Raw genomic sequence first — 26620 nt, forward strand, 5'->3', positions numbered from 1 at the left:
TTACGGTGGGGCCATGACGCAGCCGCACCGCGACCCGGGCAACCACGACCCGGGCACCCGGCCGACCGTCGTCGTCCTCACCGCGGACGGCGTCGAGCCCCCCACCACCCTCGCGCTGATCCGCGAGCTCGCCGACGTGCGCGAGTGCACGGCCGACACCCTCGCGCAGGCTCTGCCCGGGGCCGAGATCCTGCTGGTGTGGGACATCTTCTCCGACGCCCTGGCCTCCGCCTGGCACGCCGCCGACGCGCTGCGGTGGGTCCACGTGGCCGCCGCCGGGGTGGACAAGCTCCTCTTCGACGAGCTGCGCGACTCCGACGTGCTGGTCACCAACGCCCGCGGGGTCTTCGACGGGCCGATCGCCGAGTACGTCCTGGCCTGCGTCCTGGCCCACGACAAACGGCTCCACGAGACCGAGGCGCTGCAGCGCGCGGGTCGGTGGCGCCACCGCGAGACCACCCGGGTGGCCGGCCGGCGCGCCCTGGTGGTGGGCACCGGCGGTATCGGACGGGCCACCGCGCGGCTACTGCGGGCGGTCGGGCTCGACGTCAGCGGGGCCGGACGTCGACCGCGCGACGACGACGAGGACTTCGGCCGCGTCCTGGATTCCGCGCACCTGTCCGAGCATCTCGGCGACGTGGACCATCTCGTCATGGTGGCGCCGCTGACCGACGCGACCCGGGGGCTGCTCGGCCCCGCGGAACTGGCCGCCCTGCCCGACGGCGCCCACGTGGTGAACGTCGGTCGCGGAGAGCTGGTCGATCAGGAGGCCCTCACGCGCGAGATCGGGACGGGCAGGCTCTCGGCGCACCTGGACGTCCTCGTCGTCGAACCCCTCCCCGACGGTGACGTGCTCTGGACCCTCGACGGCGCGCACATCAGTCCCCACATGTCCGGCGACGTCGTGGGGTGGCGGGACACACTGTCCGGGCAGTTCCTCGACCACCTGCGCACGTGGGTCGGCGGCGGGACCCCCGGCCCGATTGTGGATAAAGGTCGAGGATACGTCAGCGGCTGAGCGGTTGTCCGTGGTCATCTCGACGGATACGGTCGGCTCCGCGAGGGGTGGCACCCCTCGCTTTTCCCGAGTCAGCCGGGGTTTTCAGGCTGAGGAGAGAAAGGAGTCGTAATGACCATTGCCGTAGATGACTACCAGTCCCGCGTGAGCGGGCGACCGGAGATCGTCGAGCGCCGTGACCCCGTCCTGTGGGGACGCAGCGAGGATCCCGAGGTCCTCCAGTTCGGCGAGCGAGGTTATGTCCAGCGTGAGGGCGCTCTCGACCGGCAGCGGATCGACGGCTGCCTGGCCGAGATCGACCGCATCGGATCGGATCCGCGGATGGCCGGCGATCCCCGGATCATCCGCGAGGCCGGCAGCGAGGCCGTTCGTTCGATCTTCGACGTCCACGACCTGAGTGAGGTCGTGTGGGAGGCGGTCGAGCGATCCGGCGCGATCGACCTGGCCCGGCAGATCCTCGGCTCGGACGTCTACGTCCACCAGAGCCGGCTCAACTACAAGCCCGGTTTCGCCGGAGGCGCCTTCTACTGGCACTCGGACTTCGAGACCTGGCACGCCGAGGACGGCATGCCCCGGCCGCGTGCGTGCAGCGCCTCCCTGGCGCTCACACCCAACGAGACCTACAACGGGCCCCTGATGATCATGCCGGGCACGCACAAGTACTACGTGCAGTGCGCGGGTGAGACTCCGGAGAACTACTACAAGGAATCGCTCGTCTCGACGTCGCCGAAGATCGGCGTCCCGTCCGAGGAGCACATCTCCGAGATGTACGAGCGCCACGGTCTCGACGTGCTCACGGGCGGGGCGGGATCGATGACGATGTTCGACTGCAACGCCCTGCACGCCTCGGGCGGCAACATCACGCCGCTGCCCCGGGCGAACGTGTTCATCGTGTTCAACAGTGTGGAGAACGAGTTGACCGAGCCGTTCGCGGGCACCCCGCCGCGGCCGGACTTCCTCGCGCGCCGGCCCTGAGCCGGACACCGGTGCCGGGCCCCGCGGGTGCGGGACCCGGCATCGGTGCGCCGGAGTCAGGCGGGGTCCAGGCCGACCTCGCGCGCGCCGTCGGTGAACGCCTCGACGAACGCCTGCAGTGGTCGCCGCCGGGCGTCCCGACGGCGATAGGTGATCGACACCGTCCTGGTGAGCTCGTCGGTCAGGGGAATCACCTCCACGTCCGCGCCGAAGGTGCTCAGCCCGAGGTCGGAGGCCAGGGTGACCCCGAGGCCCGCGGCGACCAGGGACAGCGCCGTGGACTGCTCGCCCGCCTCGTGCCGCACGTCGGGTTCGAACCCCGCCTCGCGACAGGCGATCCGCACCGCGCGACCGAAGTGCGACCGCGGGTGCGCGACGACCCACGGCGCCCCGGAGAGGTCGGCCAGCGACAGTCGGGTCGAGTCCACGAAGCCGCGGGGGACGACCGCGTGCAGAGACTCCCTCGCGATGGGCACCCGCACCAGGTCGGTCACGTCCGCCATCACGTAGCTGGAGTAGTCCAGCACGAACGACAGATCGAGCGAGCCGTCCCGGACCGCGCCGGTGGTGTCCTCCGGGGCGAGCTCCCGGGTCCGCACCACGATGCCCGGGTGGTCGCGCGCCAGGATCCGCATCCCGGCGGGCAGCAGCGTGACGGCCACCGACGCCCACACCCCGGCGGTGAGGTTCGTGCCGACGCCCGCACGGGCCGATTCCATGGCGTGACCGGCGTCCTCCACGGCGGACAGGATCGTCCGCGCGTGCCCGGCCAGTATGAGCCCCGCCTCGGTCAGCGCGAGCCCGCGACCCCGCTTCTCGAACAGCGGGGTCCCCGCCTCCCGCTCGAGCAACGAGAGTTGCTGCGACACGGCCGAGACGGTGTACCCCAGCGCGGCCGCGACCGCGGTGACGGTGCTGCGGCGCTCCAACTCGGCGAGCAGCCGTAGCCGGTGCAGTGACGGCTCCATTCCCCGAGCGTAGGAGCGCGCGGCCGCATCGTGCAGGAAAAGTGAACGGTCAGGTCCACGAAGTCTCGCTGGACCCCCGGGACGCATGCTCGCATGCTGGGGACATCCCCGCCGGACCCGCCGGCGGACGAGGTCGCCGAGGAGGCGAGCACCATGACGTCCATCGAGATCCCGGGCACCACCGGTCATACCGGGTCAGCCCCCCAGACCGTGCCCGCCGCTCCGGAGAGCGCGAGCCGATCGAGCCGTGAGCCCTACCTGCGACTGCACTGGGAGGACGACGAGACCGGGGCGCGGGGTTACCTCGTGGTCGACACCCTCGTCGGCGGTCTGGCCACCGGCGGGACCCGTATGCGCGCCGGGTGCACTCTCCGCGAGGTCGAGGACCTGGCCCGCGGAATGACCCGCAAGACGGCGGCGTTCGACCTGCCCATCGGCGGGGCCAAGGGCGGCATCGACTTCGACCCCAAGGACCCCCGCGCCATCGACGTGCTCGGCCGGTTCTGCGAGGCCATGCGGCCGTTCCTCGACCGACACTGGGTCACCGCCGAGGATCTGGGCGTCCCGCAGCACCTGATCGACGAGGTGTTCGCCCGACTGGGGATGCGGCAGTCCTATCACGCGGCGATCGAGCGGTCGGCCGATCCCGCCGCCACCGCCGACCGGATCTTCCGCGGGCTGAACGCCGGGGTTCCGGGCGGGCTGCTCGGCGATGTGATCGGTGGCTACGGGGTCGCGCAGGCGTGCCTCGCGGCGGCGTACGTCCGGGGCTGGGACATCGAGCGCACCTCGGTGGCCGTCCAGGGCGTGGGCACGATGGGGGGCGGCGCCGCGTGGTACCTCCACGAGGCCGGCATGCGCGTCGTCGCACTGGCCGACGCCGCCGGCACCCTCTACGACCCGGCGGGACTCGACGTCCCGGCGCTGCTGGCGACCCGCGACCGCTTCGGGGAGATCGACCGCTCGGCCGTCCCCGCCCGGGTGCAGCGGCTGGACCGCGACCGGATCCTCGGCATGGACGTGGACGTGCTCGTGCCCGCCGCCGTCTCGTACGCCATCACCGCGGACAACTGCACCGAGGTCACCGCACCGATCGTGGTCGAGGCGGCCAACGCCGCCACCACGGCCGACGCGGAACTCGACCTCACGGCCCGCGGGATCGCGGTGCTGCCGGACTTCGTCGCCAACGCCGGGGCCGTCGCCTGGGCGTGGTGGTTGATCCTCGGGGAGGTCGACGACCAGCCGGAGAGTTCGTTCCTCCGCCTGGGCCGCGAGATGACCGCCAAGGTCGCCGACCTGCTCACCGGCTGGGATCCGAGCCGGGGCCCGCTGCGGTGGATCGCCGACGTCTCCGGGCCGGTCCGGACGGTGCCGCCGGTCGTCGTGCCCTGACCGCCCCCTACGCAACCGCCCGGGCCCGTCGCCCCTCGACATGGCGTCTCGCGTGCCCCGATGGGCAGGCGAGACGCCATCTTCGGGAGCGGCGGCCGTCTTGGCGGTCAGGCGCGGGAGCGGGACGCCAGCCGCGGGAGCGGTTGCGGTGCCGCTCTGGGCGGGTTGTCAGACGGCTGAGTCTCTGCCCTCTCCGATCTCGCCGGGGTCGGAGTCCGAGTCTGTGTCGTGGCCGTTGCCGATCGCGGTGTGCATCCGGGCCCGGCGGGGAGAGTCGTCGCTGCCCAGCAGCAGATCGATGGTGAGACCGAGCCTGGTGGCGACCTCGGCGGCCGACGACCTGCGGGTCAGCCACGACACGAGGTTGGACATCCACACGTCGGAGACGACCCGGGCGATCGAGAGCTGCACCTCGTCCGGGGTGCCCTGGGCCATCGCGCGGCCGAGGATCCGGTCCATGTAGAAGCCGACCTCCTCGACCTCGTTGGCCACGGAGGCGTCGGCGAACATGAAGGCGCGCGTCATCGCCTCGGTGAGGTTCGGGTCGCGCTGCATGGACTTGGTGATCATCTCCACCACGACCTTCATCCGCTCCTGCGCGGTGTCGCCGGGCGGGGCTGACCGCTCGGTGCGCTGGTCGAGCCGACGGAACTCACGGGCGAGCGCCGAGACCAGCAGGTGCACCTTGGACGGGAAGTACCGGTAGAGGGTGCCCACCGCGACCTCGGCCTTCTCGGCGACGGCACGCATCTGCACGGCCTCGTAGCCGCCCTTGGCGGCCAGGGCGAGGGTCGCGTCCAGGATCCGCCGACGGCGCTCGCGTTGCGACGACGTGGTGGGCTCGTCGCTCCGGGCGGCGGGGTCCGGCGCGGCGGCGGTACGGGTCCCGGCTGAGCTCTTGGTCATGGAGGCGAAACCTTCTGCGCTGGTCGGATCGGGTCGGCGGGGCATCCCGGCGGGCTGGGGCGGGACCCGGGTGTGCGTCGGGGACCCTTCTGGTGCATTCTAGAACACGATACCTAGAACACGTTCTATTATGGCGTGGAGCGCGCGGGTCAGCGGGCCCGCGCCGAGTACGGAAATCCCGTCGCGCCCGAGGAGCCCAGCAGTGAGTATCGCCACCACCCCGGATCAGACCGAGATCCAGAACTCGATCAAGGCCTGGGCGAAGTCCGCCGATCCCGTGGCCACGGTACGCGTTCAGGAGAAGGATCCGGAAGCCTGGAAGGCCGTGTGGCCCCGACTCGCCGAGCTGGGGCTGTTCGGCGTCGCCATCGCGGAGGAGCACGGTGGCGCCGGCGCCGAGATCGTCGACCTGGCGTGCATGCTCGAGGAGGCCGCGGCGAAAATGGCGCCCGGCCCGGTCCTGTCCACCGCGCTGACCGGTGTCCTGGTCTCGCGCGCAGGCGGAGCCGTCGCCAACGCGCTGGGTGAGACGATCGCCGAGGGCGGCCTGCCCGTCGGGGTGTGCCTGGGCATCGGCACCGCGACCTTGGACGGGTCGGGGGAGATCACCGGTGATCCCGGCGTCGCCTACGGCGGCACCCCCGGCGGAGGGTTGCTGCTGCCCGTCGAGGTGGACGGCGCCACCCGCTGGGCGCTTCTCGAGGCGGGCACGCCGGGGCTCACCGTCACCCCGGCGACCCCGTACGACATCTCGGCGTCGATCGGCCACGTCAGCCTGCAGGGCGTGACGATCCCGGCCGACCGCGTCCTCGAGGGCGTCACCACCGCACACGTCCACCAGCTGTTCGTCACCCTGGCCGCCGCCGAGGCCGCGGGCGTCGCCGACTACACGCTCGCCACCGCGGTGGACTACGCCAAGATCCGCGAGCAGTTCGGCCGCACGATCGGCTCGTTCCAGTCCATCAAGCACCTCGCCGCCGACATGCTGTGCCGCACCGAGCAGGTCCGTGCGCTGGCGTGGGACGCCGCCGCGGCCGCGGAGGACCTGCTCGCCGGCGACTCGGAGCTGCCCGTCGCCGCCGCGGTCGCCGGGGCGCTGGCCTTCGACAACGCCGTGCGCAACTCCCAGGACTGCATCCAGATCCTCGGCGGCATCGGCTTCACCTTCGAGCACGACGCCCACTTCTACATGCGGCGGGCGGGCGCACTGCGCCAGGCGATCGGCGGCTCCGCCCGCTGGCGGCGATCCCTGGCCGAGCTCACGCTGTCGGGCAGGCGCCGCCACCTCGACATCGACCTGTCCGAGATCGACGGGCTGGACGCCAAGCGGGAGGACATCCGCGCGTTGGTGGCGACGGTCGCGGCGGTCGAGGGTGACGAGCGCAAGCGTGCCCTCGCCGACACGGGCCTGTTCATGCCGCACCTGCCCGAGCCGTGGGGCCTGGGCGCGGGCCCGGCCGAGCAGCTGCTCATCGACGAGGAACTCGAGGCCGCCGGAGTCACCCGCCACGACATCACGATCGGCGGCTGGGCGGTGCCGACCATCCTGCAGGCCGCCCCCGAGCACGCCGATCTGCTGGTGCGCGACACGATGGCCGGGAAGATCAGGTGGTGTCAGCTGTTCTCCGAGCCCGGCGCCGGCTCCGACCTGGCCGCCCTGCGCACCACCGCCGAGAAGGTCGACGGCGGCTGGAAGCTCAACGGACAGAAGGTGTGGACCTCCCTGGCCCGCGAGGCCGACTGGGCGATGTGCCTGGCCCGGACGGACTCCGACGCCCCCAAGCACAAGGGCATCACGTACTTCCTCGTGGACATGCGCTCCGAGGGCATCCGCACGCGACCCCTGCGCGAGATCACCGGTGAGGCGTTGTTCAACGAGGTCTACCTCGAGGACCTCTTCGTCCCCGACGAGTTCCAGGTGGGCACGGTCAACGACGGCTGGAAGATCGCCCGCACCACCCTGGCCAACGAGCGCGTGGCCATGGGCGGCGGCTCGTCGCTCGGCGACGCTGCGGAGGAGATCATCGGGCTGATCAACGCAGCCGGTGTGGCCGACGACGCGCTCGTGCTCGACGAGTTCGGCAAGCACGTCGCCGACGGCGTCGTCGGAAACCTCCTCGACCTGCGCACCGCGCTGCGCAGCCTCGCCGGCTCGGGCCCGGGCGCCGAGTCCTCGGTCCGCAAGATCGTGGGTGTGCGCCACCGTCAGGACATCGCCGAGTTCGGTCTGCAGCTCACCGGCACCGGCGGCGTCGAATTCACCGAGCAGGGACGCAAGTTCCTCATGGTCCGCTGCCTGTCGATCGCCGGTGGCACCGAGCAGGTCCTGCTCAACGTCGTCGGCGAGCGCATCCTCGGCCTGCCCAGGGACTAGTTCGAGCACGTGACCGACCCCCTCCCGATTAAGGACTGACCCCCGTGGACTTCACCCGTACCGAGACCCAGGCTGCCGTCGCCGAGGCGGTGGCCGGCGCACTGTCGACGGCCGCCCCGGCCGAGGAACTGCTCACCGCGCTACCCAGCCGCGGCGTGGACGACGCCGGCTTCGACGAGCGACTGTGGGCGGCGTTCGCCGAGTCCGGTCTGCTCTCCCTGGGCCTGCCCTCCGCCCTCGGCGGGGACGACCTCACGCCCGCCGACATCGCGGTGGTGCTCGAGGAGGTCGGCCGCGCCGGAGTGGTGATCCCCGTCCTGGAGACCCTGGGCTTCGGCGTGGCGCCGATCGTCGCGCTGGGCACCCCCGACCAGCAGGCCCGGCTTCTCGAGGGCATCGAGGACGGCCGCATCCTCACCGCCGCCGTCGCCGAGCCCGGACGCCCACTGCCGCTCGAGCCCACCGTGCGGCTCGAGGGTGGGAAGCTCACCGGGACCGCCACGTCGGTGCGGTACGCGGCCCAGGCCCGTTCGGTCCTCGTGCCGGTGTCCACGTCCGGGGGCGCCGCACTCGTCGTCGTCGCCCCCGACGCCCCGGGCGTCACCCTGACGCCCACCCTCGGCTCCCTGGGGGTGCCCGAGTACGCGATGCGGTTCGAGGCCACCGGGGTCGACGACGACGACGTGCTGCGCGGCTCGGGATCGGAACCCGTCCTCGAGGTGTTCCGACGTCTCGTCCTGTCCGCCTGTATCGCGCACGGGGACGGTCTCGTCGGCGGCGCGCTGGAGATGACGGCCGGCTACCTCAAGGAACGTCAGCAGTTCGGCAAGGCGCTGGGGTCGTTCCAGGCGGTCCAGCAGGAGCTCGCGGACGTGTACATCGTCTCGCAGACGCTCCACGTGATCGCGCAGTCGGTGTCCTGGCGGATCTCCGAGGGGGTGGCCGGGTCCGGGGACCGCTACGAGTCCGACCCCACGATCGGCGCCTACTGGCTGGCGGCCGAGGGCCCGCGGGCCGTCCAGATCCTGCACCACCTGCACGGCGGCGTGGGCGTGGACGTCACCTACCCCATGTTCCGGTACGCCTCGGCGGTCAAGGACCTGGCCCGGTTCGTCGGCGGCGCACAGCTGCACCTCGACGCGCTCGGTGCCGCGCTCGCCGCGGACCCGGTCGACAGGATCGAGACGGGCGGTGCCGCCCCCGCCGCGGACGCCACCCCGGCCGACGCCGACGGCGCGTTCATCGACCTCACGCCCGAGCAGCGCGCACTCCAGGCAGAGCTGCGCGAGTACTTCTCGACGCTCATCTCGCCGGAGGAGGCGGCGGACATCGCCACCACCCGTCACGGCGACACCTACGCCGAGATCATCACGCGCATGGGCCGCGACGGCTGGCTGGGCGTGGGCTGGCCCGCCGAGTACGGCGGCAAGGGCTTCGGCCACATCGAGCAGCAGATCTTCACCAACGAGGCCACGCGTGCGGACGTGCCGCTGCCGTCGGTGACGCTGCAGACCGTGGGTCCGACCCTGCAGAAGTACGGCAGCGAAGCGCAGAAGGCGAAGTTCCTCCCCGGCATCCTCGACGGGTCGATCCACTTCGCGATCGGCTACTCCGAGCCCGACGCCGGCACCGACCTGGCCGCCCTGCGCACGACCGCGAGGCGTGACGAGGCCACCGGCGACTGGATCATCAACGGTCAGAAGATGTGGACCACCGGCGGCCACCACGCCGACTACATCTGGTTGGCCGCCCGCACCGGGACCCCGGACTCGCGCCATCGCGGGCTGACGATCTTCATCGTCGACACCACCGACCCCGGCTTCTCGTTCACCCCGATCATCACCTGCGACGGCGCCCATCACGTCAACGCCACCTACTACTCGGACGTGCGCGTCCCGGCGGACATGGTGGTGGGCGAGGTCGACGGCGGCTGGAAGATGCTCACCACCCAGCTCAACCACGAGCGCGTCATGCTCGCGCCGTCCGGGCGTCCGGGCGGGTACTACGACGAGCTGGCCGCCTGGGCCCGCGGCACGGGCCCGGACGGGGTCCGCCACCTGGACCGGCCCGAGGTGCGGCGCGGACTCGCGGAGATCTTCGCGATCGTCCGGCTCAACGAGCTGCTCAACTGGAAGGTCTCCTCGATGGGCGAGAACCCGTCGATGGGCGACTCCGCGGCCTCGAAGGTGTTCTCCACCGAGGAGATCCAGCACGTCGGCCGGATCGTCGAGGAGCTGCTCGGCCGTTTCGGCGACCCCACCGATCCCGACACCGCGGCGCTGCAGCGCTGGTTCGACATGATGAACAAGCGCAACGTGGTGATCACCTTCGGCGGCGGTGTCAACGAGGTCATGCGCGAACTGACCTGCATGGGTGGCCTCGGCATGCCACGCACCGCCCGCTAGAGACCATCCCCCTGATCCACCGAGAAGGTACCCATGAGTGACGAGCAGGCCGCCCGTATCCTCGCCGCCGCCGAGGAGGTCCGCGCCGCCGGCGGGAGCGCCCGCCGTGCGGGCCGCGACCCGATCAACACGCCGATGATCCGGAACTGGACCGAGGCGATCGGTGACACCAACCCCATCTACTCCTCCGAGGAGGCCGCACGCGCGGCCGGACACGGCGGACCGGTCGCACCGCCGGCCATGGCGCAGGTGTGGACCATGCGCGGGCTCGGGAAGACCCGTGAGGCCGACGACCCGCTGGGTCGGATGACCGACCTCCTCGACGCCGAGGGCTTCACCTCGGTCGTCGCGACCAACTGCGACTCCACCTACCACCGATACACCCGCCCGGGCGAGGAGGTGACCATCGAGTCCGTCCTGGTGGACGTGGTCGGCCCCAAGACCACGGGCCTGGGGGAGGGCTGGTTCTTCACCACCCGCAACTACTGGCGCGTCGGTGACGAGGTCGTCGCGGAGATGGACTTCCGCATCCTCAAGTTCCGCCCCGCGGCGAAGCCCGCCGAGCCCGAGCCGGCGCCCGCCGAGCCCGCGCCGGCGGCCGCCGACCAGATCGTGGCCAGCTCCGGCTCGGCCACCGACGACCTGGTGGTGGGCAAGGTCCTGCGCCCGTCGGTCTCGCACGACACGCAGTTCTTCTGGGCCGGCGTCGCCGCCCACGAGCTGCGCATCCAGACCCGCGAGGACGGCTCGTTGCAGCACCCGCCCGTCCCGGCGCTGTGGAAGGACAAGTCCGAGCAGACCGACTACGTGGTCTCCTCCGGCCGCGGCGCCGTGTACAGCTTCGTGGTCCATCACGCCCCGCGCGTGCCGGGCCGCACCAGGTTCCCGTTCGTCATCGCGCTGGTGGAGCTGGAGGAGGGAGTGCGCATGCTCGGCGAGCTGCGCGACATCGAGCCGGCGGAGGTCCGGATCGGCATGGAGGTCGAGGTGGAGTTCCTCGACATGCCCGGCGACTCCTCCGCCGACGCCGCGTTCGGCACCGAGCCGTGGACGCTGTACGCCTGGCGCCCGGCCGGCGCACGCCCTGTCGACCGTCAGGAATCCGCGGGGTCACCCGCAAGGACCGAAGGGGCCGTCAAGTGAGCGAGAACCGTACCGTCTGTCCGGCCACCCCGCCCGCCGTGGCGGTGGGGGACCGGCTCCCCGAGTTGACCATCGAGGGCACACCGACGTTCATCGTGGCGTCCGCCCTGGCGACGCGGGACTTCCAGGACGTCCACCACGACCGCGACCTGGCCCACGCCAAGGGGTCCAAGGACATCTTCGTCAACATCCTCACCGACACCGGTCTGGTGCAGCGGTTCGTCACCGACTGGGCGGGCCAGCGCGCCCGCATCACGTCCATCAAGCTGCGCCTGGGCGTGCCCTGGTACGCCTACGACTCCCTCACCCTCACCGGCGAGGTGACCGGGGTCGACGACGACGGGCTGGTCACGCTGAAGATCGTCGGCACCGACTCGCTGGGCGCGCACGTCACCTCCACGGCCACCCTCTACATGAACGGAGACCCGGCCTGATGAGCTCTCTCTCAGACAAGGCGGCGATCGTCGGCATCGGCGCCACCGACTTCTCCAAGGACTCCGGCCGCTCCGAGCTGCGGCTGGCCGCCGAGGCCGTGCAGGCGGCCGTCGCCGACGCCGGGCTGCAGCCCTCGGACGTCGACGGCCTGGTGTCGTTCACCATGGACACCAACACCGAGATCGCGGTGGCCCGGGCCGCCGCGATCGGCAGCCTCAACTTCTTCTCCCGCATCCACTACGGCGGCGGCGCCGCCTGCGCGACCGTGCAGCAGGCCGCGATGGCCGTGGCGACCGGCGTGGCCGAGGTCGTGGTCTGCTACCGCGCGTTCAACGAGCGCTCCGGGATGCGCTTCGGCCAGGTCAACACGGCGCTGGTGCAGCAGGTCAACTCCTCCGGCACGGACAACGCCTTCTCCTACCCGCACGGCCTGTCCACCCCGGCCGGGTTCGTGGCCATGGTCGCGCAGCGCTACATGCACGAGTACGGCGCCACGAGCGAGGACTTCGGCCGGGTCGCGGTGGTCGACCGCAAGCACGCCGCGACCAATCCCGCCGCGTTCTTCCACGGCAAGCCGATCACGTTGGCCGACCACCAGAACTCGCGGTACATCGCCGAGCCGCTGCACCTGCTGGACTGCTGCCAGGAGTCCGACGGCGGTCAGGCGATCGTGGTGACCACGCCCGAGCGGGCCCGTGACCTGCCGAACCGGCCGGTGTCGATCGCGGCGGCGGCGTCCGGGTCCGGGCCGGACCAGTACATCATGACCTCGTACTACCGCCCCGAGCTCGCGGGACTGCCGGAGATGGGCATCGTCGGTGACCAGCTGTGGGCGCAGTCCGGGCTGCGTCCGGACGACATGGACATGGCCGTCCTCTACGACCACTTCACCCCGTACGTCCTCATGCAGCTCGAGGAGCTGGGCTTCTGCGGTCGCGGTGAGGCCAAGGACTTCGTCCGCGAGCCCGGCGCGCTCGAGGTGGGCGGACGGCTCCCGCTCAACACCCACGGCGGCCAGCTCGGGGAGGCCTACATCCACGGGATGAACGGCATCGCCGAGGGCGTCCGTCAGCTCCGCGGTGACTCGGTCAACCAGGTCCCCGGCGCCGAGAAGCTCGTCGTCACCGCGGGCACCGGCGTGCCCACCTCGGGCCTGGTGCTCACCGTCTGACAGCGGCCTCGGGGCTGACTGCCGCCCTCGGGCGTGGCCGGCCCGAGTGGCTCAGCCCCGCAGGCAGCCGCGCACGAACGATCCGATGTCCCGCACCGCGATCTTCGCCTCGGGGACGAGGGGGTGGAAGACCTGGAACACGTGGAACTGGTGGGGCCACAGCTGGAACTCGTGACGCACCCCGTGTTCGGCGAAGTTCTCGGCCATCGCCTCGATGCCCCCGCGGAAGATCTCCTCGCCGCCGCACTGGATGAGGAACGGCGGCCAGTCGGGCGAGGGCTCGTAGTTGATGGGGGAGATCGCCGGATCGTCCGTGTCCACACCCGGTGCGTACTGGCGACGACACAGTTCGGCCAGGCCCAGCGCGAGGAAGGGGTCCTTGCGCGCCCGGTCCCGCGCGGTCATGTCGGTGAAGTCCAGGTCGACCCACGGGGAGAGAAGGACGACGCCGGCGGGCATCGCCGCCCCGGTCCGCTCGAGGTGGGCGACCAGCTGCATCGCCAGATTGCCCCCCGCGGAATCTCCGGCGACCACGATGTTCTCGGCCGGGAAGCCCATCTCCAGCAGCCACTCCCACCCGGCGATCGTGTCCTCGGTGGCCGCCGGGTGCGGGTGCTCCGGGGCGAGTCGGTAGTCCGGCAGGAACACGGGGACGCCGGTCTCGCTGGCGATCCTCGACGCCAGGGCCTTGTGCGACCACGGCGATCCGAACGTGAAGCCACCCCCGTGGATGTGGTAGATGACCTTGTCCGAGTCGAAGAAGCGTTTGCGGCCCACCCAGAGGCCGGGCACGGGCCCGTCCCCGGACCAGTCGTTGGTGCTCTCCAGGGCGGCCGCCCGCCCGGCGCCGGAGGTCAGCGCACGCAGGCGGCCGAGCGAGACGTCCGTCGAGGGCATCCTGTCCAGCGCCGGGCGGACGAACATCCGCAGCCCTCCCGCGAGCCCGCGGGACCGCAGAGTTCCCTGCTCGGACGGGCCGTGCAGGGTCGGGCCGCTCCGCCGCGAGGGCCGGTCGGCCTCCCGCGCCGACGAGCGACGGCCATCCTGCGGCACGTCACCCGACCCCGTCGAACGCGGCAGCCGGAGACCGCCGTCGTACGGCGGGCCGGGATTTCTGGACCGTGATCCGCTCATGTTCGCAATGTAGGCCCTCCCCGGCCCCACCGCTGCAGCGACCTGCCGGTGCGGCCGCCTATAGTGAATAGAACCTGTTCCAGCAATCTGAAATCAGCGCAGGTCAGACCCGCGTCTGGACACGAGAACAAGTTCAGGTCACAATGTGAGAGACGACACAGTTAGCCCCCGCGTGCAAAGGACCCGCCCGATGACTGATGCAGCAGCCGACCAGTCCACCGATCCCCTCGCCGGGACCAATCCGGAGATGAACGAGGCCGCCGTCTTCGAGGCCGTGGCCGACAAGATCCCGGACAACCTCCTGCTCACGATGGACGGGGTCGACTACACCTACCGTCAGATCGACGAGCTCGCCAACCGGATGGGTCATCTCCTCAAGGCCCACGGTGCGGAGCCGCAGAGCCATATCGCGCTGTACATGAAGAACAGCGCCGAGCACATGGCGGCCATCGTCGCGGCCATGAAGATCCGGGTGGCCGGGATCAACGTCAACTACCGCTACACCCCGGCCGAGCTGGTCTACCTGTTCAACGACTCGCAGTCGGTCGCCGTCCTGGTCGACGCGGAGTTCGCGGAGACCATGGCCGCCGCCGTGCCCAAGCTCGAGACCGCCCGCACGGTCCTCGTCGTGGGTGGCGTCCCGCAGGTCCTCGCCGACGCCTGCGCCGAGAACGGCCTGACGGTCGTCGACGTGGACGCCGAGCTGCCGGGACAGTCCGCGGAGCGCGACTTCGAGCCCGTGCGCGGCGACGACCACTGGATCGTCTACACGGGCGGCACCACCGGGTTCCCCAAGGGCGTCCAGTGGCACATGTCGGACTACTATTACGCGTGCCTGTCCGGCGGTAACCCGTACGGCGACAAGCGGCACAGCCCGCAGGAGGTCGCGGACAACGTCTCGCCCGAGGGCGGTTTCAAGATCGTCATCTCGGCCCCGCTCATGCACGGCGCCGGCCTGTTCACCCTGCTGACCTTCGTCAACCTGGGCGGCCACCTGGTCATGTTCCGCGACTTCGACGCCGAGGTGATCGTGGACGCGACCGCCGAGTACAAGGCCCAGCTGCTGATGTTCGTCGGCGACGGCATGGCGGTCCCGATCACCGACGCTCTGCTCGCGGCCAAGGAGACCAAGGACTTCAGCGCCATGTTCATGGTCGCGTCCGGCGGCGGCATCTGGTCCAAGACCTCCCGCGACCGGCTGATCGAGGCGTTCCCGAACGTCATCATCCGCGACAACTTCGGCGCGTCCGAGACCGGCAACGACGGCGAGATGAACCTCAACGAGCAGGGTGAGATGCTCCTGGCCCCCACCCCGCGCCTCGGCCTCATCGACGAGTCGAACAACCCGATCGCGCCGGGTTCGGACGAGATCGGCTACATCGTGCGCCGCGGGCACGTCCCCCTCGGCTACTGGAACGACCCGGAGAAGACCGCCAAGACCTTCCCGGAGGTCGGTGGCCAGCGGGTGGCGGTGCTCGGTGACATGGGCCAGATCCGCGAGGACGGGACCATCGTCTTCCTGGGCCGCGGCTCGGGTTGCATCAACACCGGTGGCGAGAAGGTGTTCCCGGAGGAGGTCGAGCAGGCGCTCAAGGCGCACCCGGCCGTCCACGACGCGCTGGTCGCCGGTGCTCCCGACGAGCGGTACGGCCAGAAGGTCGCCGCGGTGGTGTCGTTCCGCGAGGGCATGTCGGCCGAGCAGGAGGAGCTCTCGGCGTTCCTGCGCGAGTCCCTGGCGAACTACAAGGTCCCCAAGGTGATCGTCGACGTCCCCGAGATCCGGCGCTCGCCCGCGGGCAAGGCCGACTACAAGTGGGCCAAGGAGCGGATCTCGAGCAACTGACGCCTCACGGTGTCGCCCCTGTCGCCCACCCGCCCGACCGGCCGGGTGGGCGACAGGCGTGTCAGTCCGCGGTGAGGATGCGCCGCACCGCGCCCATCGGCACGGCGACCCAGCCGGGTCGGTTCCGCGTCTCGTAGACGACCTCGTACAGCGCCTTGTCGAGCGTGTAGGCCCGTAGCAGCGCACCGGTCTCGCGCGGGTCGGAGTCACCGACCTCGGCGTACCCCGCGCAGAAGGCGTCGACGTTGCGGTCGCGCCACTCGCGGGCCCGGAACCGCAGCTGCCGGTCCTCCACACCGACCAGGGTGTGCTGTGCCGCGTAGTCGAGACTGCGCAGGATCCCGGCCACGTCGCGGGCGGGGGCGTCGGCCACCCGTCGCTCGGCGAGGGGCGCGGCCGGCTCGCCCTCGAAGTCGATGACGATCCACCGGTCCGGGGCCCGCAGCGTCTGGCCGAGGTGCAGGTCGCCGTGGATGCGGTGCACCCGCACCGGGCCGGATCCCGCCACCTCGTCGAACACCGCCCGGGCCGCGTCGGCGAATTCCGCCAGCTCCGGCACCTCCGCCACCGCGGCATCCAGGCGGGCCCGCATCGACGCCACCAGATCGGTGCCGTCCCGGGTGCTCACCCCGGTCGCCGCCGCCAGGTCCTCGTGCACCTGCGCGACGGCGGCGCCCAGCCGGAAGCTCTCGTCGGCGAAGTCGGTGCCGACCTCCTCGGCGAGCAGGTCGGCCTCGGCGAACAGGTCACGCACGCTCGCCGTGGCCATCGCCCACCCGTCCGCCGCCCCGGCCATGAACTCCTGGGCCATGGCGAGAGTGGTGGGCCCGGCCCCGGTGTCGCCGGCGGCGGTGTCGTCGTCGTCCAACTCCACCCATCCCCGCAGCGCCGCCACCGCCGGGCACTCCCGGTCGGCCAGCGCGGCGTGCAGCTCCACGTCGGGGTTCACGCCCGGCTGGACCAGCCGGAACACCTTGACCATGAGGTCGTCGCCGTACACCAGCGACGAGTTGGACTGCTCACCCTCCAGCAGCCGCCCCCACGTGGGCTCGGGCAGCGTGGCGCTGGGGACCAGTCGGAACCGCAGCCCGCCGACCTCGTCCTGCCCGGCCAGGTGGCGGAGCAGGGACTCGGTGCCGCGGGGGTCGCGCAGTCCGTCGTAGATCACGGGGGAGGCGCCCTCCGGGGTCAACGGGAACGCCCGTCGGTCACCCGGCAACTCGGCCGCGGTCGCGATCGGCACCTGGTAGCGCTGGGGCCGACCGTCCACCTCGAGATCCACCAGCAGGTGCTCGACCAGGACCCCGGGATCGTCCAGGAACACCTCGCGCCGGGTGATCCGCACTCCGGTGAGTTCCAGCCCCTTGCCGGCGAACCACCGCTGCTCGGGTAGCCAGTCGGTGAGCAGTCGGGCCAGGGTGTCGTCGTCGACCGGGGAGATACTCATCTCGGTCCCTCCTCCGGGCTGCGCAGTTCGAGCCAGTAGAAGCCGTACCCGGGCAGCGTGAGCTGGTACGGGTCGGCGTCGATCTCCGGGAACGGCACCCCGCCGGTCAGCTCGACGGGCTGACGACCAGCGTGCTCCGCCAGGTCCAGGCGCACCGCCTGCGGGAACCGCGACAGGTTGTTGACGCACAGGATCACGTCGGTGCCCGTGCCGTCGGAATCCAGCGAGCGCAGGTAGGACAGGATCGACGGGTTGGACCCGCCGAGGTCGGTGAACTCGCCCAGCCCGAACGCCGGGTGGCTCTTGCGGACGTGGATCATGCGCCGCGTCCAGTGCAGCAGGCTGGCGGTGGAGTTCATCTGCGCCTCCACGTTGACGCCCTGGTAGCCGTACTGCGGGTCCATGATCGCCGGCAGGTACAGCCTGCCCGGGTCGCAGCGGGAGAAACCGGCGTTGCGGTCGGGGCTCCACTGCATCGGGGTGCGGACGGCGTCACGGTCGCCGAGCCAGATGTTGTCGCCCATGCCGATCTCGTCGCCGTAGTACAGCATCGGCGACCCGGGCAGGCTCAACAGCAGCGCGGTGAACAGCTCGAGCTGGTTGGTGTCGCCGTCGAGCAGCGGGGCCAGGCGCCGGCGGATGCCGATGTTCGCCTTCATCCGCGGGTCCTTGGCGTACTCGGCGTACATGTAGTCGCGTTCCTCGTCGGTGACCATCTCGAGCGTCAGCTCGTCGTGGTTGCGCAGGAAGATCGCCCACTGCGCCGACGACGGGATGTCCGGGGTCTGGGCGAGGATCTCGGTGACGGGGAACCTGGACTGCCGCCGCACCGCCATGAAGATCCGAGGCATCAGCGGGAAGTGGAACGCCATGTGGCACTCGTCGCCCACCTCGGACTCGCCGAAGTAGTCCACCACGTCCTCGGGCCACTGGTTGGCCTCGGCCAGCAGCACACGCCCGGGAAACTCCTCCTCGACCACGGCCCGGCACTTGCGGAGGAACTCGTGGGTCTCGGGCAGGTTCTCGCAGTTGGTGCCGTCGCGCTCGAACAGGTACGGCACGGCGTCCAGGCGGAACCCGTCGATGCCCAGGTCCAGCCAGAAGCGCAGGACGTCGATCATCGCCTCCTGGACCTCGGGGATGTCGTAGTTGAGGTCGGGCTGGTGGGAGAAGAAGCGGTGCCAGTAGAACTGTCCGCGCACCGGGTCGTAGGTCCAGTTGGACGACTCGGTGTCGACGAAGATGATGCGGGCCTCCGGGTACCGGGCGTCATCGTCCGACCAGACGTAGAAGTCGCCGTACGGGCCCGTCGGGTCCGCTCGGGACTCCTGGAACCACGCGTGGGTGTCGGAGGTGTGGTTCATGACCAGGTCGGTGATCACCCGGATACCCCGGCTGTGCGCCTGCTCGAGGAGCTCCACGAAGTCCTCGACGGTGCCGAACTCCGGCAGCACGGTGCGGAAGTCGCGGATGTCGTACCCGCCGTCGCGCAGCGGCGAGTCGTAGAACGGCGGCAGCCACAGGCAGTCCACGCCGAGCCATTCGAGGTAGTCGAGCTTCTCGATGAGCCCGCGCAGATCGCCGGTGCCGTTGCCGTCGGAATCGTAGAAGGCCCGCACCAGGACCTCGTAGAACACTGCGGACTTGTACCAGTCGTGGTTGATCTCGAGTTCGGTGGCGTGACGGTAGTCGTCCGCGCTGGGCTCGACGACGTGCCCGTCGTCGGTGAGCTCCGCCTCGGCAGCACGGGGATCGGCGGGGTGTGACTCGGACTGAAGGCCGGGCTTCGGTGCCATGGGGGCGAGCCTACGGCCCCGTACGATCCGTTGCATGCGGAAAATCGACCCGGCGCGGTGGTATCGGGGCCGGCACGGTCGGCGCGCCCGTGCGCTCGCGGTGCGGCTCGACGGTGACGACGACGAGGTGGTCATCCGCCCCTGGGAGCTACGGCTACCCCGGTCGGTCGTCTACGCGGCGGCCCGGTCCAGGGGCCTGGAACCGGTGGGGGGCACGCAGGCACTCGTGCAGCGGGGCCTCTGGCTGGACCCGATGCGGTTCACCCGCGTGGCGGTGCGGCGGTGAGCCCCGGCTGGGTGCTCACGCTCGTGGCGCTGCTCCCACTCGTCGCGTGGGGGATCGCGGCCTGTGTGGTCGCGGTGCGCCGGTGGCTGCGTCGCCGGGGGGACGAACCGACGCGCCGACTGCGACTGGCCCGGATGCTGGGGACCGCCGACCTCGTCGTCGTCCCCACCTCCGACGTCGACCTGCCCGAGCACACCGTCCTGGAGGTCGCCTCCGACGCGCGGATGCGGCTGGTGGGCTACGAACGCACCGATACGCCGCTGCGTCGGCGGGTCGGGGTGTTCGTGCGGATCGGGAGCGAGCTCGACGTGGCGATCCGCGGCGACCGGACCCCCCGGTAGCGTTGCGCGCATGCGCATCGGAATGGCTCTCAACTACAGCGGCGGATTCGCCGAGACGGCCGCGGAGGCCGCCGACCTCGAGCGGGCGGGACTGGACATCGCGTTCGTCCCCGAGGCCTACTCGTTCGACGCGGTCAGCCAGCTCGGCTACCTCGCGGCCAAGACGTCCACCATGGAGCTGGCCTCGGGCATCCTGCAGATCTACACCCGCACGCCCACGCTCACCGCGATGACCGCGGCGGGCCTGGACTACGTCTCAGACGGTCGCTTCACCCTCGGTCTGGGCGCCTCCGGACCGCAGGTCGTCGAGGGTTTCCACGGCGTGAAGTACGACGCGCCACTGGCCCGCACGCGCGAGATCATCGAGATCTGCCGGAAGGTGTGGCGCCGAGAGAAGGTCGTCCACGACGGCAAGAAGTACCAGATCCCCCTGCCCGCCGATCAGGGCACCGGCCTGGGCAAGCCGCTCAAGCTCATCAACCACCCGGTGCGCGAGGACATCCCGATCATCCTCGCCGCCCTGGGCCCCAAGAACGTCGAGCTCGCGGCCGAGATCGCGAACGGCTGGCAGCCGATCTTCTTCCATCCCGAGAAGGCGGATGTGGCGTGGGGTGACGCGTTGGCCAGGGGCCGGGAGAAGCGCGATCCGTCACTGGGCGAGCTCGAGGTCTACGCGGGGCCCGCGCTGGCGATCTGCGAGGAGAACGAGGTCCCCGGGTACCTGGACTTCGTGCGCCCGCACCTGGCCCTCTACATCGGCGGCATGGGTGCGCGCGGCAAGAACTTCTACAACGAGCTCGCCTGCCGCTACGGCTACGAGGCCGAGGCCGCCCGTATCCAGGACCTCTACCTGGACGGCAAGAAAGACGAGGCCGCCGCGGCCGTGCCCGACGAACTGGTCCGTTCGGTCTCTCTCATCGGCCCGGCGGGGTACGTGGCCGAGCGCGTCGAGGCGTTCCGCGAGGCCGGCGCCACCACACTCACCGTCACCCCGATGGCGCTCGACGCCCCGGGTCGCCTCCGGCTGGTGGAGCAGTTCCGCGAGCTCTGCTGAGCCGCTCCACCAGCGCCGGTCAGGCGAGGTCGACCACCACGTTCTTCAGCACGGGGGCGTCGTCGCGCTCGGCGACGGTCGCCGCCACGAGCAGTCGCGAGCCCTCCTCCCACACCCGGATGCGCATGGTCTCGCCGGGGAAGAAGATTCCGCCGAAGGTGACTCCGTAGCCGCCGACGCGCGCCACGTCGCCGCCGAGCACCTGATCCACGACCGCCCGCAGGACCAGGCCGTACGAGCACAGGCCGTGGAGGATCGGGCGGGGGAACCCGGCCGCCTCGGCGAACGCGGGATCGGAGTGCAGCGGGTTGCGGTCGCCGCAGAGGCGGTAGAACAGCGCCTGCTGGGGGAGCGTGGCCACCTCGATCGTGTGGTCGGCCTCCCGCTCGGGGTACTCGACCTTCTCGGAGGTCCCGCGATCGCCGCCGAAGCCACCCTCGCCCCGGGCGAAGATGCCCGAGCGCGAGGTCCACAGCTTCTCACCGTCGGCGGAGACCGTCTCGGACTCCTGGATGATCACCGCGGCCGAGCCCTTGTCCTGGATCTCGGCGATCGTCGTCGTCGTCGTCGCCGTTCCGGCCGCCGGGATGGGCCGGTGCAGTCTCACCGACTGGCTGCCGTGGACAACTTTGGCCAGGTCGATCTCCACGCCCGGGAAGGACACGCGGGGGGCCTCGGTGACGTTCATCGTCGCGGCGACGGTGGCGAACGACGGCAGCACCTTGGGCGCCGTGTCGTGAACGTACTCCAGACCGGTGGTGTCCATCGGGTCGGCGGCCGCGCCCACGGACAGGGCGTAGAGCGCCACGTCGGAGGCGGTCCAGGAGAACTCCTGCGAGGGCAGCTCGGCCCCGAGGGCCTTGTCGAGGTCGATCGGCACGTCAGACTCCTGTCTTGGCGGTGGTGGGGGCGGAGGCCAGCATGTTCTCCACGGCGAGGTAGCCGAAGACCATCGCGGGGCCGATGGTGGCGCCCGGGCCGGCGTAGGTGTGGCCCATGACCGGCGAGGAGGCGTTGCCCGCGGCGTAGAGTCCCTCGATCACGGAGCCGTCCTCGCGCAGGACCCGGCCGTGGACGTCGGTGTTCGCACCGCCCTTGGTGCCGAGGTCGCCCGGGACCATCTTGGCGGCGTAGAACGGCGCCTTGCGGACCGGGCCGAGGCTCGGGTTGGGCTTGTTGGTCGGGTCGCCGTAGTAGTGGTCGTACCCCGACTCGCCGCGGCTGAAGTCCTCGTCGACGCCCTTGGCGGCGAAGCCGTTGAACTTCTCGGCGGTCCGCTCGAGCGCCTCCGCCGGCACGCCGATGAGGCCGGCGAGCTCGGCGAGGGTGTCCGCCTTGTGGAAGTTCTCCGTCTCGAGCCACTTCCGGGGCAGCGGCTGCTTGGCCTGGAGGCCGGCGAAGAGGTACCGGTTCTTGTACTCCTGGTCGAAGATGATCCAGGCCGGGACGTTCTCGCCGGGGGTTCCCTCCTGCCCGGCGGGCGCCTGCCCGAACTCGCCTCCGTACATCTTGTGGCCGGCCTCGACGTAGGGCAGCGACTCGTTCATGAACCGCTCACCACGGGAGTTGACCATGAACGAGCACGGCAGCGAGCGCTCGGCCAGCGCGAACCAGGGGCCGCGCGGCAGCAGGATCGTCGGACCCCACCAAGCGTCCTCCATGAAGGACAGTGAGGCGCCGGTCTTCTCCATGTACTCGATGCCCTCACCGGTGTTGGCCGCGGCCCCGACCGTCCACGAGGTGGGGATGGGCTGACGCTGGTACTTGTCGCGCATCTCCTGGTTGTGCTCGAAGCCACCGGACCCGATCACCACGCCGAGTCGCGCACGGAGGGTCACCTCCTCGCCGCCGCGGGTGACGGTGATGCCCACGACGCGCTCCTGGGTGCCCGAACCCTCGGTGACCAGGCCGGTCATGGGGGTCTCGAGCCACACCGGAACGCCGGCGTCGAGCAGGCCCTTGCGCATCGCGGCGATGAGCGCGCGACCCATCCCCACCGAGTTCTGCCCGCGCGCCTTGGCGAGGAACATCCGGAGGGCGACCCGGATCGAACGCCTGATGCCCTTGGTGTGCGGACGCTGGAGGAGGTTGAGCCAGCGGTAGTCGGACTGCATCACCACCATGTTGACCGGCGCCTTGGCGTAGCCCGGCTCCAGCTTGTCGGCCTCGGACCCGAGCTGGCGGAGGTCGAACGGCTTGGGCTCGACGGACCGGCCGCCGAGACGCCCACCGGGAGCCTCGGGGTAGTAGTCGGAGTAGTCCTTGACCCACTCCAACCGCAGGGGGCTGTTGGCGAGGACGAAGTCCAGGACCTCGGGACCGCGGTCGACGTAGGTGTCGATCTTCTCGGGCTCCACCGCGTCGCCGATGATCGAGCGGAGGTACGTGCGGGCCGCCTCCGGGGTGTCCAGGACGCCGTCGCGTCGGAGCACGGAGTTGTTAGGGATCCACACGCCGCCGCCGGAGCGCGCGGTGGAGCCTCCGTAGTGCGGGGCCTTCTCTACGAGGACCACGCTGAGGCCCTTCTTTGCTGCAGCGAGGGCGGCCGTCATGCCTGCTCCACCGCTGCCGACGACGACGACGTCGAATTCCTGGTCTGCCATGTAGAACACGTTATAGAACTGAGCGCCGTGGCGCCAGACGGCCCAGGTAGCATCCCCCTCATGCTCAACGAGGAGACCCGCGCCACACTTGCCCAGCGACTCTGGGACGCCGAGTCGGACGTCGCGCCGATCGCGCCGCTGACCGACGACCATCCTGGCATGACCCCGGACGACGCCTTCGAGATCCAGCTGGTCAACATCCGCCGCAGGCTCGATGCCGGCGCGGTGGTGACCGGCCACAAGGTGGGCCTGGCGTCCAAGGTGATGCAGGAGATGATGGGCGTCGACGAGCCCGACTACGGGCATCTGCTCGACACGATGGAATACCCCGAGGGCACCGCGATCGAGGCGGCCCGGTTCTGCTTCCCGCGGGTCGAGGTGGAGGTCGGCTTCATCCTGGGCGCCGACATCCCGCCGGAGGGATGTTCCCAGGAGGAGGCCGCCGCGGCGATCGAGTGGGTCGTCCCCTCGATCGAGTTGATCGACTCCCGCATCCGGGACTGGAAGATCACACTGCCCGACACGATCGCGGACAACGCCTCGTCGTGTGGCTACGTGGTGGGCGAGCAGCGGGTCCGGCTCGCGGACATCGACGTCGCGGCGATCGACGCGACCCTCTACAAGAACGGCGAGTTCCTCGCGTCCGGGCGTTCCGACGCGGTGCTCGGTAACCCGCTCAACTCGGTCGGGTGGCTCGCGTCGACGGTCGCCAAGTTCGGTGTCCGTCTGCGCAAGGGTGACGTGATCCTGCCGGGCACCGCGATCCGCGCGATGGACGCCGCCCCGGGCGACAGCTTCCGCGCCGAGTTCGCCGGGCTTGGCGACGTCACCATGGACTTCCGCTAACCGTCCGCGGCCAGCGCGCGACCGGCCGCCGCGGCGACGCGGGTGACCAGCGGCTCGAGCCGGGCCAGCGCGCTCTCGTCCGCCGCGCTGGCGGACAACGCGGCGACGGCCCGCGTCCCGCCTGCGCGCTCCTCGTCGTCGTCGTCGAACACCGGCGCCGCCACGCAGTACAGGCCGGGCGTGAGCTCGGCGCGGTCGATCGCGCGTCTCCTCCGTCGTATCTCGGCGAGCTCCACCGCCAGGGCGTCGGGGGAGGTCACAGTGGTGTCCGTCCACTCGACCAACGGCTCCTGCGCCACGCGCTCGGCCGCTGCCTCGTCGAACGCCAGCATCGCCTTTCCCACCCCTGTGCAGTACGCCGGCAGGCCGCCGCCGATCCGCGACGGCGACGGGATCGGCCGCGGCCCGTGCAACTTGTTGAGGTAGACCACCTCGTCGCCGTGCAGGGTGGCCAGGTGAACGGTCGCGCGCGTGGCCTCGAAGAGGTGCGCGAGAAACGGTGTGAGCACCCGGCGGATCCGCTCGTACGCCGGCGAGACCGGGATCGGGTCCAGCTCGTGCACCAACGGCCCCAGCCGGTAGCGCTGCCCGATCCTCGTCACCGCGTCGTTGCGCTCGAGCGCGGCCAGGAGGCGCAGCGTCGTGGACTTGGCCAGCCCGGTCTCGCGCGCGATCTCACTGAGCGTCATCCCTGTCCCGCCCGCCGTCACGCGTAGCACCTCGAAGGCGCGGTCGACGGGAGAAGAGGGGGGCTCGGTCATGCGGTGAGTGTAGCGCGCGGGTCGGACACCGGAGGCCGGGCGGATCGAACGCTTGCGCTAACGCCTGCAGTGCCGTACTGTCGAACACAAGTTCTAAATCGAGCGCGAGGGGGGTGGGGGAATTGTCGACGACGAAGTCACTGTTCGCGGTTCCGGAATCCCTGGGCGGGCTCGACTCGACGGAGGTGAGCGAGGCGGCACGGGCCGCGACCCTGGCGCAGAACCGGGCAGGTGCGACCCGGCTGGAGGCGGCAGCGGCCCTGGTCGAGCAGATGTCCCGGGCGGATGAGGTCGGCACGGGCGTCGACCGCACCGAAGGGGTCGCCGGGAGCGGTGCTCGTGCACGTTCGGCATACGCACGGTTGGACCCGCAATCCAGGGCTCGTGACCATCTCGTGGCGGCCTGTCAGCTCACGTGCTGGCACGCCGCGCGTCTGGTCACCGCCGGGGTCCAGATCCATTCGCGGCTCGCGCGACTGCGGGCCTCGGTGGAGCGCGGGGTCGTTCCCGAGCAGCTCGCCATCGACATCGCCTGCAAGCTGGCCGAGGTGCCCGACTCGATCGTCTCGGACGTGGAGGACGAGGTCGTGGCGGGCATCGTCGACGACCTGGACGGCGGTGACCGGCCGACTCGCAATTCGGTGGACGGCCGGATCGATGAGGCCGTCGGCCGGCTCGACCCGGAGGGCGCCGAGGATGCCCGGGCCCGGGCGGCGCTCACGCGTACGGTCCGGTTCCGGTCGGGCCGGGACGGGATGGCCTCGATGTGGGCGAAGCTGCCTCTGGCCGATGCGGAGTTGCTGCGGGGACGTATCGAGACCGACGCCCGCGCTGCCTCCGGAGACGGGGTGCCCGGCACGCTGGATCAGCTGCGTGCCGACGCTCTCGCCTCCCTCGCCGTGTACGCCCCGGCGCCCGCCCCGGCCCCGGCGCCCGCCGACGCCGGCGGGACGGACTCCGGCCCGGGGGACGACGGATCGATCGAGCTGGGTGAGGTCACCGTGGGTGCGGACATGCCCAGGCCGTCGCTCGGTAACGCCGCCGCAGCCGGCCGGCCGATCCGGGTGAGCGTGATCGCCGCGGCCGCGCAGGGGCTGCCCAACCGCGTGGAATTCGTGCACGGCGCATACAGCAGTTACTCCTGGTTGTGCCAGCAGTTGCTGGAGGGCGCCGACGCACGCGTGCGGTTCGAACTCGTCGACCCCGCCCCCGGCGTGCTCGACTCCCCGGAACACGCCCTGCGCTACCTGATCACCCCCGCGATGGCGGAGCGCATCCGCATGCGCGACGGCACCTGCCGACATCCGGGGTGTTCGGTTCCCGCGGAGGACTGTGACGTGGACCATGTGATCGCGTTCAACACGAAGGATCCCGAACTCGGCGGGCCGACCACCGAGTGGAACCTCGTCTGCCTGTGTCGGAAACACCACCGGGAGAAGACGTTCGGGACCAACGCCTACAGGCCCGGCCCACTCGGCGAACTGATCATCCTCACCGACACCGGACACCAACACCGCACCAGACCCAAGGGCCCCTTGGCCCGTGCGCGCGACGCCATACGGGAACGCGAGTGGAACGCCTTCGCCGACCGGCTCATCAGCGCAGACGGTCACCTCACGAACCCTCCGGGCGCGGCCCGGGCGCGCGCACGGCCGGCCTGAGTGCCGGCGTGCACCGCCCTGGAGTGCCGCGATTTCACTGAGTGGCACAACCTGTTGTCCC

Annotated in this window: 22 protein-coding genes and 1 pseudogene; 15 read left to right on the forward strand and 8 right to left on the reverse strand. The window is 71.0% G+C overall.

Translation table 11 applies throughout. From position 1 onward, the window contains the following. The first annotated feature begins 13 nt into the window (after window positions 1–13). Together G6R20_RS02330 and thpD are read left to right on the forward strand one after the other, a co-directional pair. Complete coding sequence (locus G6R20_RS02330; RefSeq protein ID WP_096906083.1) at window positions 14–1018, forward strand: D-2-hydroxyacid dehydrogenase; 1005 nt, start codon at window positions 14–16, stop codon at window positions 1016–1018. 111 nt (window positions 1019–1129) lie between these two features. Further along, entirely contained in the window at window positions 1130–1993 is an 864-nt protein-coding gene (thpD, locus tag G6R20_RS02335; RefSeq protein ID WP_159147950.1) for an ectoine hydroxylase, read from the forward strand. A 56-nt stretch (window positions 1994–2049) separates the two neighbouring features. On the opposite strand, the gene G6R20_RS02340 is transcribed toward thpD, so the two are convergent. Continuing rightward, a complete protein-coding gene (locus G6R20_RS02340) occupies window positions 2050–2961 on the reverse strand; it encodes a LysR family transcriptional regulator (protein WP_067711690.1) in 912 nt (303 codons plus the stop codon). A 153-nt stretch (window positions 2962–3114) separates the two neighbouring features. Here G6R20_RS02340 and G6R20_RS02345 point away from each other — a divergent pair, with 153 nt between their 5' ends. After that, the gene (locus G6R20_RS02345; RefSeq protein WP_159147952.1) at window positions 3115–4353 is read left to right on the forward strand and encodes a Glu/Leu/Phe/Val dehydrogenase dimerization domain-containing protein; all 1239 of its coding nucleotides are present in this window, start codon (window positions 3115–3117) and stop codon (window positions 4351–4353) included. 168 nt (window positions 4354–4521) lie between these two features. On the opposite strand, the gene kstR is transcribed toward G6R20_RS02345, so the two are convergent. Next, entirely contained in the window at window positions 4522–5259 is a 738-nt protein-coding gene (kstR, locus tag G6R20_RS02350; protein ID WP_159147960.1) for a cholesterol catabolism transcriptional regulator KstR, read from the reverse strand. Between the two features lie 202 nt (window positions 5260–5461). On the opposite strand from kstR, the gene G6R20_RS02355 reads away from it, so the two are divergent. The 6 genes and pseudogenes from G6R20_RS02355 to G6R20_RS02375 all read left to right on the forward strand — a co-directional run bounded on the left by G6R20_RS02355 (window position 5462) and on the right by G6R20_RS02375 (window position 12787). Continuing rightward, the gene (locus tag G6R20_RS02355) at window positions 5462–7633 is read left to right on the forward strand and encodes an acyl-CoA dehydrogenase (protein ID WP_159147962.1); all 2172 of its coding nucleotides are present in this window, start codon (window positions 5462–5464) and stop codon (window positions 7631–7633) included. Between the two features lie 155 nt (window positions 7634–7788). Further along, window positions 7789–8769: pseudogene (locus G6R20_RS19085) on the forward strand (acyl-CoA dehydrogenase family protein); the annotation flags it as partial. 105 nt (window positions 8770–8874) lie between these two features. Further along, on the forward strand, window positions 8875–10038 hold the full coding sequence (locus G6R20_RS19090) for an acyl-CoA dehydrogenase family protein (protein ID WP_325768604.1): 1164 nt from the start codon (window positions 8875–8877) through the stop codon (window positions 10036–10038). A gap of 33 nt (window positions 10039–10071) precedes the next feature. Further along, window positions 10072–11181, forward strand: coding sequence for a bifunctional MaoC family dehydratase N-terminal/OB-fold nucleic acid binding domain-containing protein (locus G6R20_RS02365; RefSeq protein WP_163375464.1), 1110 nt, complete (start codon window positions 10072–10074; stop codon window positions 11179–11181). After that, window positions 11178–11615 carry a MaoC family dehydratase gene (locus tag G6R20_RS02370; protein ID WP_120284621.1) on the forward strand — a complete coding sequence of 146 codons (438 nt, stop codon included), beginning with the start codon at window positions 11178–11180 and terminating at the stop codon, window positions 11613–11615. The genes G6R20_RS02365 and G6R20_RS02370 overlap by 4 nt, the downstream gene beginning before the upstream one ends. Then, window positions 11615–12787 (forward strand): lipid-transfer protein, encoded by a 1173-nt coding sequence (locus tag G6R20_RS02375; RefSeq protein WP_163375465.1) that lies wholly within the window; start codon window positions 11615–11617, stop codon window positions 12785–12787. Before G6R20_RS02370 ends, G6R20_RS02375 begins: the two co-directional genes overlap by 1 nt. Before the next feature lie 51 nt (window positions 12788–12838). On the opposite strand, the gene G6R20_RS02380 is transcribed toward G6R20_RS02375, so the two are convergent. Continuing rightward, entirely contained in the window at window positions 12839–13921 is a 1083-nt protein-coding gene (locus tag G6R20_RS02380; protein WP_163375466.1) for an alpha/beta hydrolase, read from the reverse strand. A gap of 190 nt (window positions 13922–14111) precedes the next feature. Here G6R20_RS02380 and G6R20_RS02385 point away from each other — a divergent pair, with 190 nt between their 5' ends. Then, window positions 14112–15764, forward strand: coding sequence for an AMP-binding protein (locus G6R20_RS02385; RefSeq protein WP_163375467.1), 1653 nt, complete (start codon window positions 14112–14114; stop codon window positions 15762–15764). 61 nt (window positions 15765–15825) lie between these two features. Here the strand turns inward: G6R20_RS02385 and G6R20_RS02390 are convergent, their stop codons facing one another. Together G6R20_RS02390 and treS are read right to left on the reverse strand one after the other, a co-directional pair. Next, entirely contained in the window at window positions 15826–17211 is a 1386-nt protein-coding gene (locus G6R20_RS02390) for a hypothetical protein (RefSeq protein WP_163375468.1), read from the reverse strand. Then, window positions 17208–19007 carry a maltose alpha-D-glucosyltransferase gene (gene treS / locus G6R20_RS02395; RefSeq protein ID WP_163375469.1) on the reverse strand — a complete coding sequence of 600 codons (1800 nt, stop codon included), beginning with the start codon at window positions 19005–19007 and terminating at the stop codon, window positions 17208–17210. Before treS ends, G6R20_RS02390 begins: the two co-directional genes overlap by 4 nt. A gap of 34 nt (window positions 19008–19041) precedes the next feature. Here treS and G6R20_RS02400 point away from each other — a divergent pair, with 34 nt between their 5' ends. From G6R20_RS02400 to G6R20_RS02410, 3 genes are read left to right on the forward strand one after another with little or no spacing between them, the layout of a single operon-like run. Next, entirely contained in the window at window positions 19042–19293 is a 252-nt protein-coding gene (locus tag G6R20_RS02400; protein WP_119192645.1) for a hypothetical protein, read from the forward strand. Continuing rightward, window positions 19290–19634, forward strand: coding sequence for a hypothetical protein (locus G6R20_RS02405; RefSeq protein ID WP_119192646.1), 345 nt, complete (start codon window positions 19290–19292; stop codon window positions 19632–19634). Before G6R20_RS02400 ends, G6R20_RS02405 begins: the two co-directional genes overlap by 4 nt. Window positions 19635–19644: 10 nt before the next feature. Beyond that, window positions 19645–20688 (forward strand): LLM class F420-dependent oxidoreductase, encoded by a 1044-nt coding sequence (locus G6R20_RS02410; protein ID WP_119192647.1) that lies wholly within the window; start codon window positions 19645–19647, stop codon window positions 20686–20688. 19 nt (window positions 20689–20707) lie between these two features. Here G6R20_RS02410 and G6R20_RS02415 read toward each other — a convergent pair whose 3' ends face one another. Both G6R20_RS02415 and kstD read right to left on the reverse strand, forming a co-directional pair. Continuing rightward, complete coding sequence (locus G6R20_RS02415) at window positions 20708–21568, reverse strand: MaoC/PaaZ C-terminal domain-containing protein (protein WP_096906069.1); 861 nt, start codon at window positions 21566–21568, stop codon at window positions 20708–20710. A gap of 1 nt (window position 21569) precedes the next feature. After that, window positions 21570–23300, reverse strand: coding sequence for a 3-oxosteroid 1-dehydrogenase (gene kstD / locus G6R20_RS02420; RefSeq protein ID WP_096906068.1), 1731 nt, complete (start codon window positions 23298–23300; stop codon window positions 21570–21572). A gap of 51 nt (window positions 23301–23351) precedes the next feature. On the opposite strand from kstD, the gene G6R20_RS02425 reads away from it, so the two are divergent. Then, the gene (locus G6R20_RS02425) at window positions 23352–24137 is read left to right on the forward strand and encodes a 2-keto-4-pentenoate hydratase (protein ID WP_159147564.1); all 786 of its coding nucleotides are present in this window, start codon (window positions 23352–23354) and stop codon (window positions 24135–24137) included. Here the strand turns inward: G6R20_RS02425 and G6R20_RS02430 are convergent. Further along, on the reverse strand, window positions 24134–24898 hold the full coding sequence (locus tag G6R20_RS02430; protein ID WP_096906066.1) for an IclR family transcriptional regulator: 765 nt from the start codon (window positions 24896–24898) through the stop codon (window positions 24134–24136). The two genes, G6R20_RS02425 and G6R20_RS02430, sit on opposite strands and share 4 nt — an antisense overlap. 113 nt (window positions 24899–25011) lie before the next feature. Between G6R20_RS02430 and G6R20_RS02435 the strand changes: the two genes are divergently transcribed. Next, a complete protein-coding gene (locus G6R20_RS02435) occupies window positions 25012–26559 on the forward strand; it encodes an HNH endonuclease signature motif containing protein (RefSeq protein WP_163375470.1) in 1548 nt (515 codons plus the stop codon). Window positions 26560–26620 lie beyond the last annotated feature (61 nt).

The organism is Dietzia sp. Alg238-R159 (genome assembly GCF_900537145.1).
Taxonomy (GTDB): Bacteria; Actinomycetota; Actinomycetes; order Mycobacteriales; family Mycobacteriaceae; genus Dietzia; species Dietzia kunjamensis.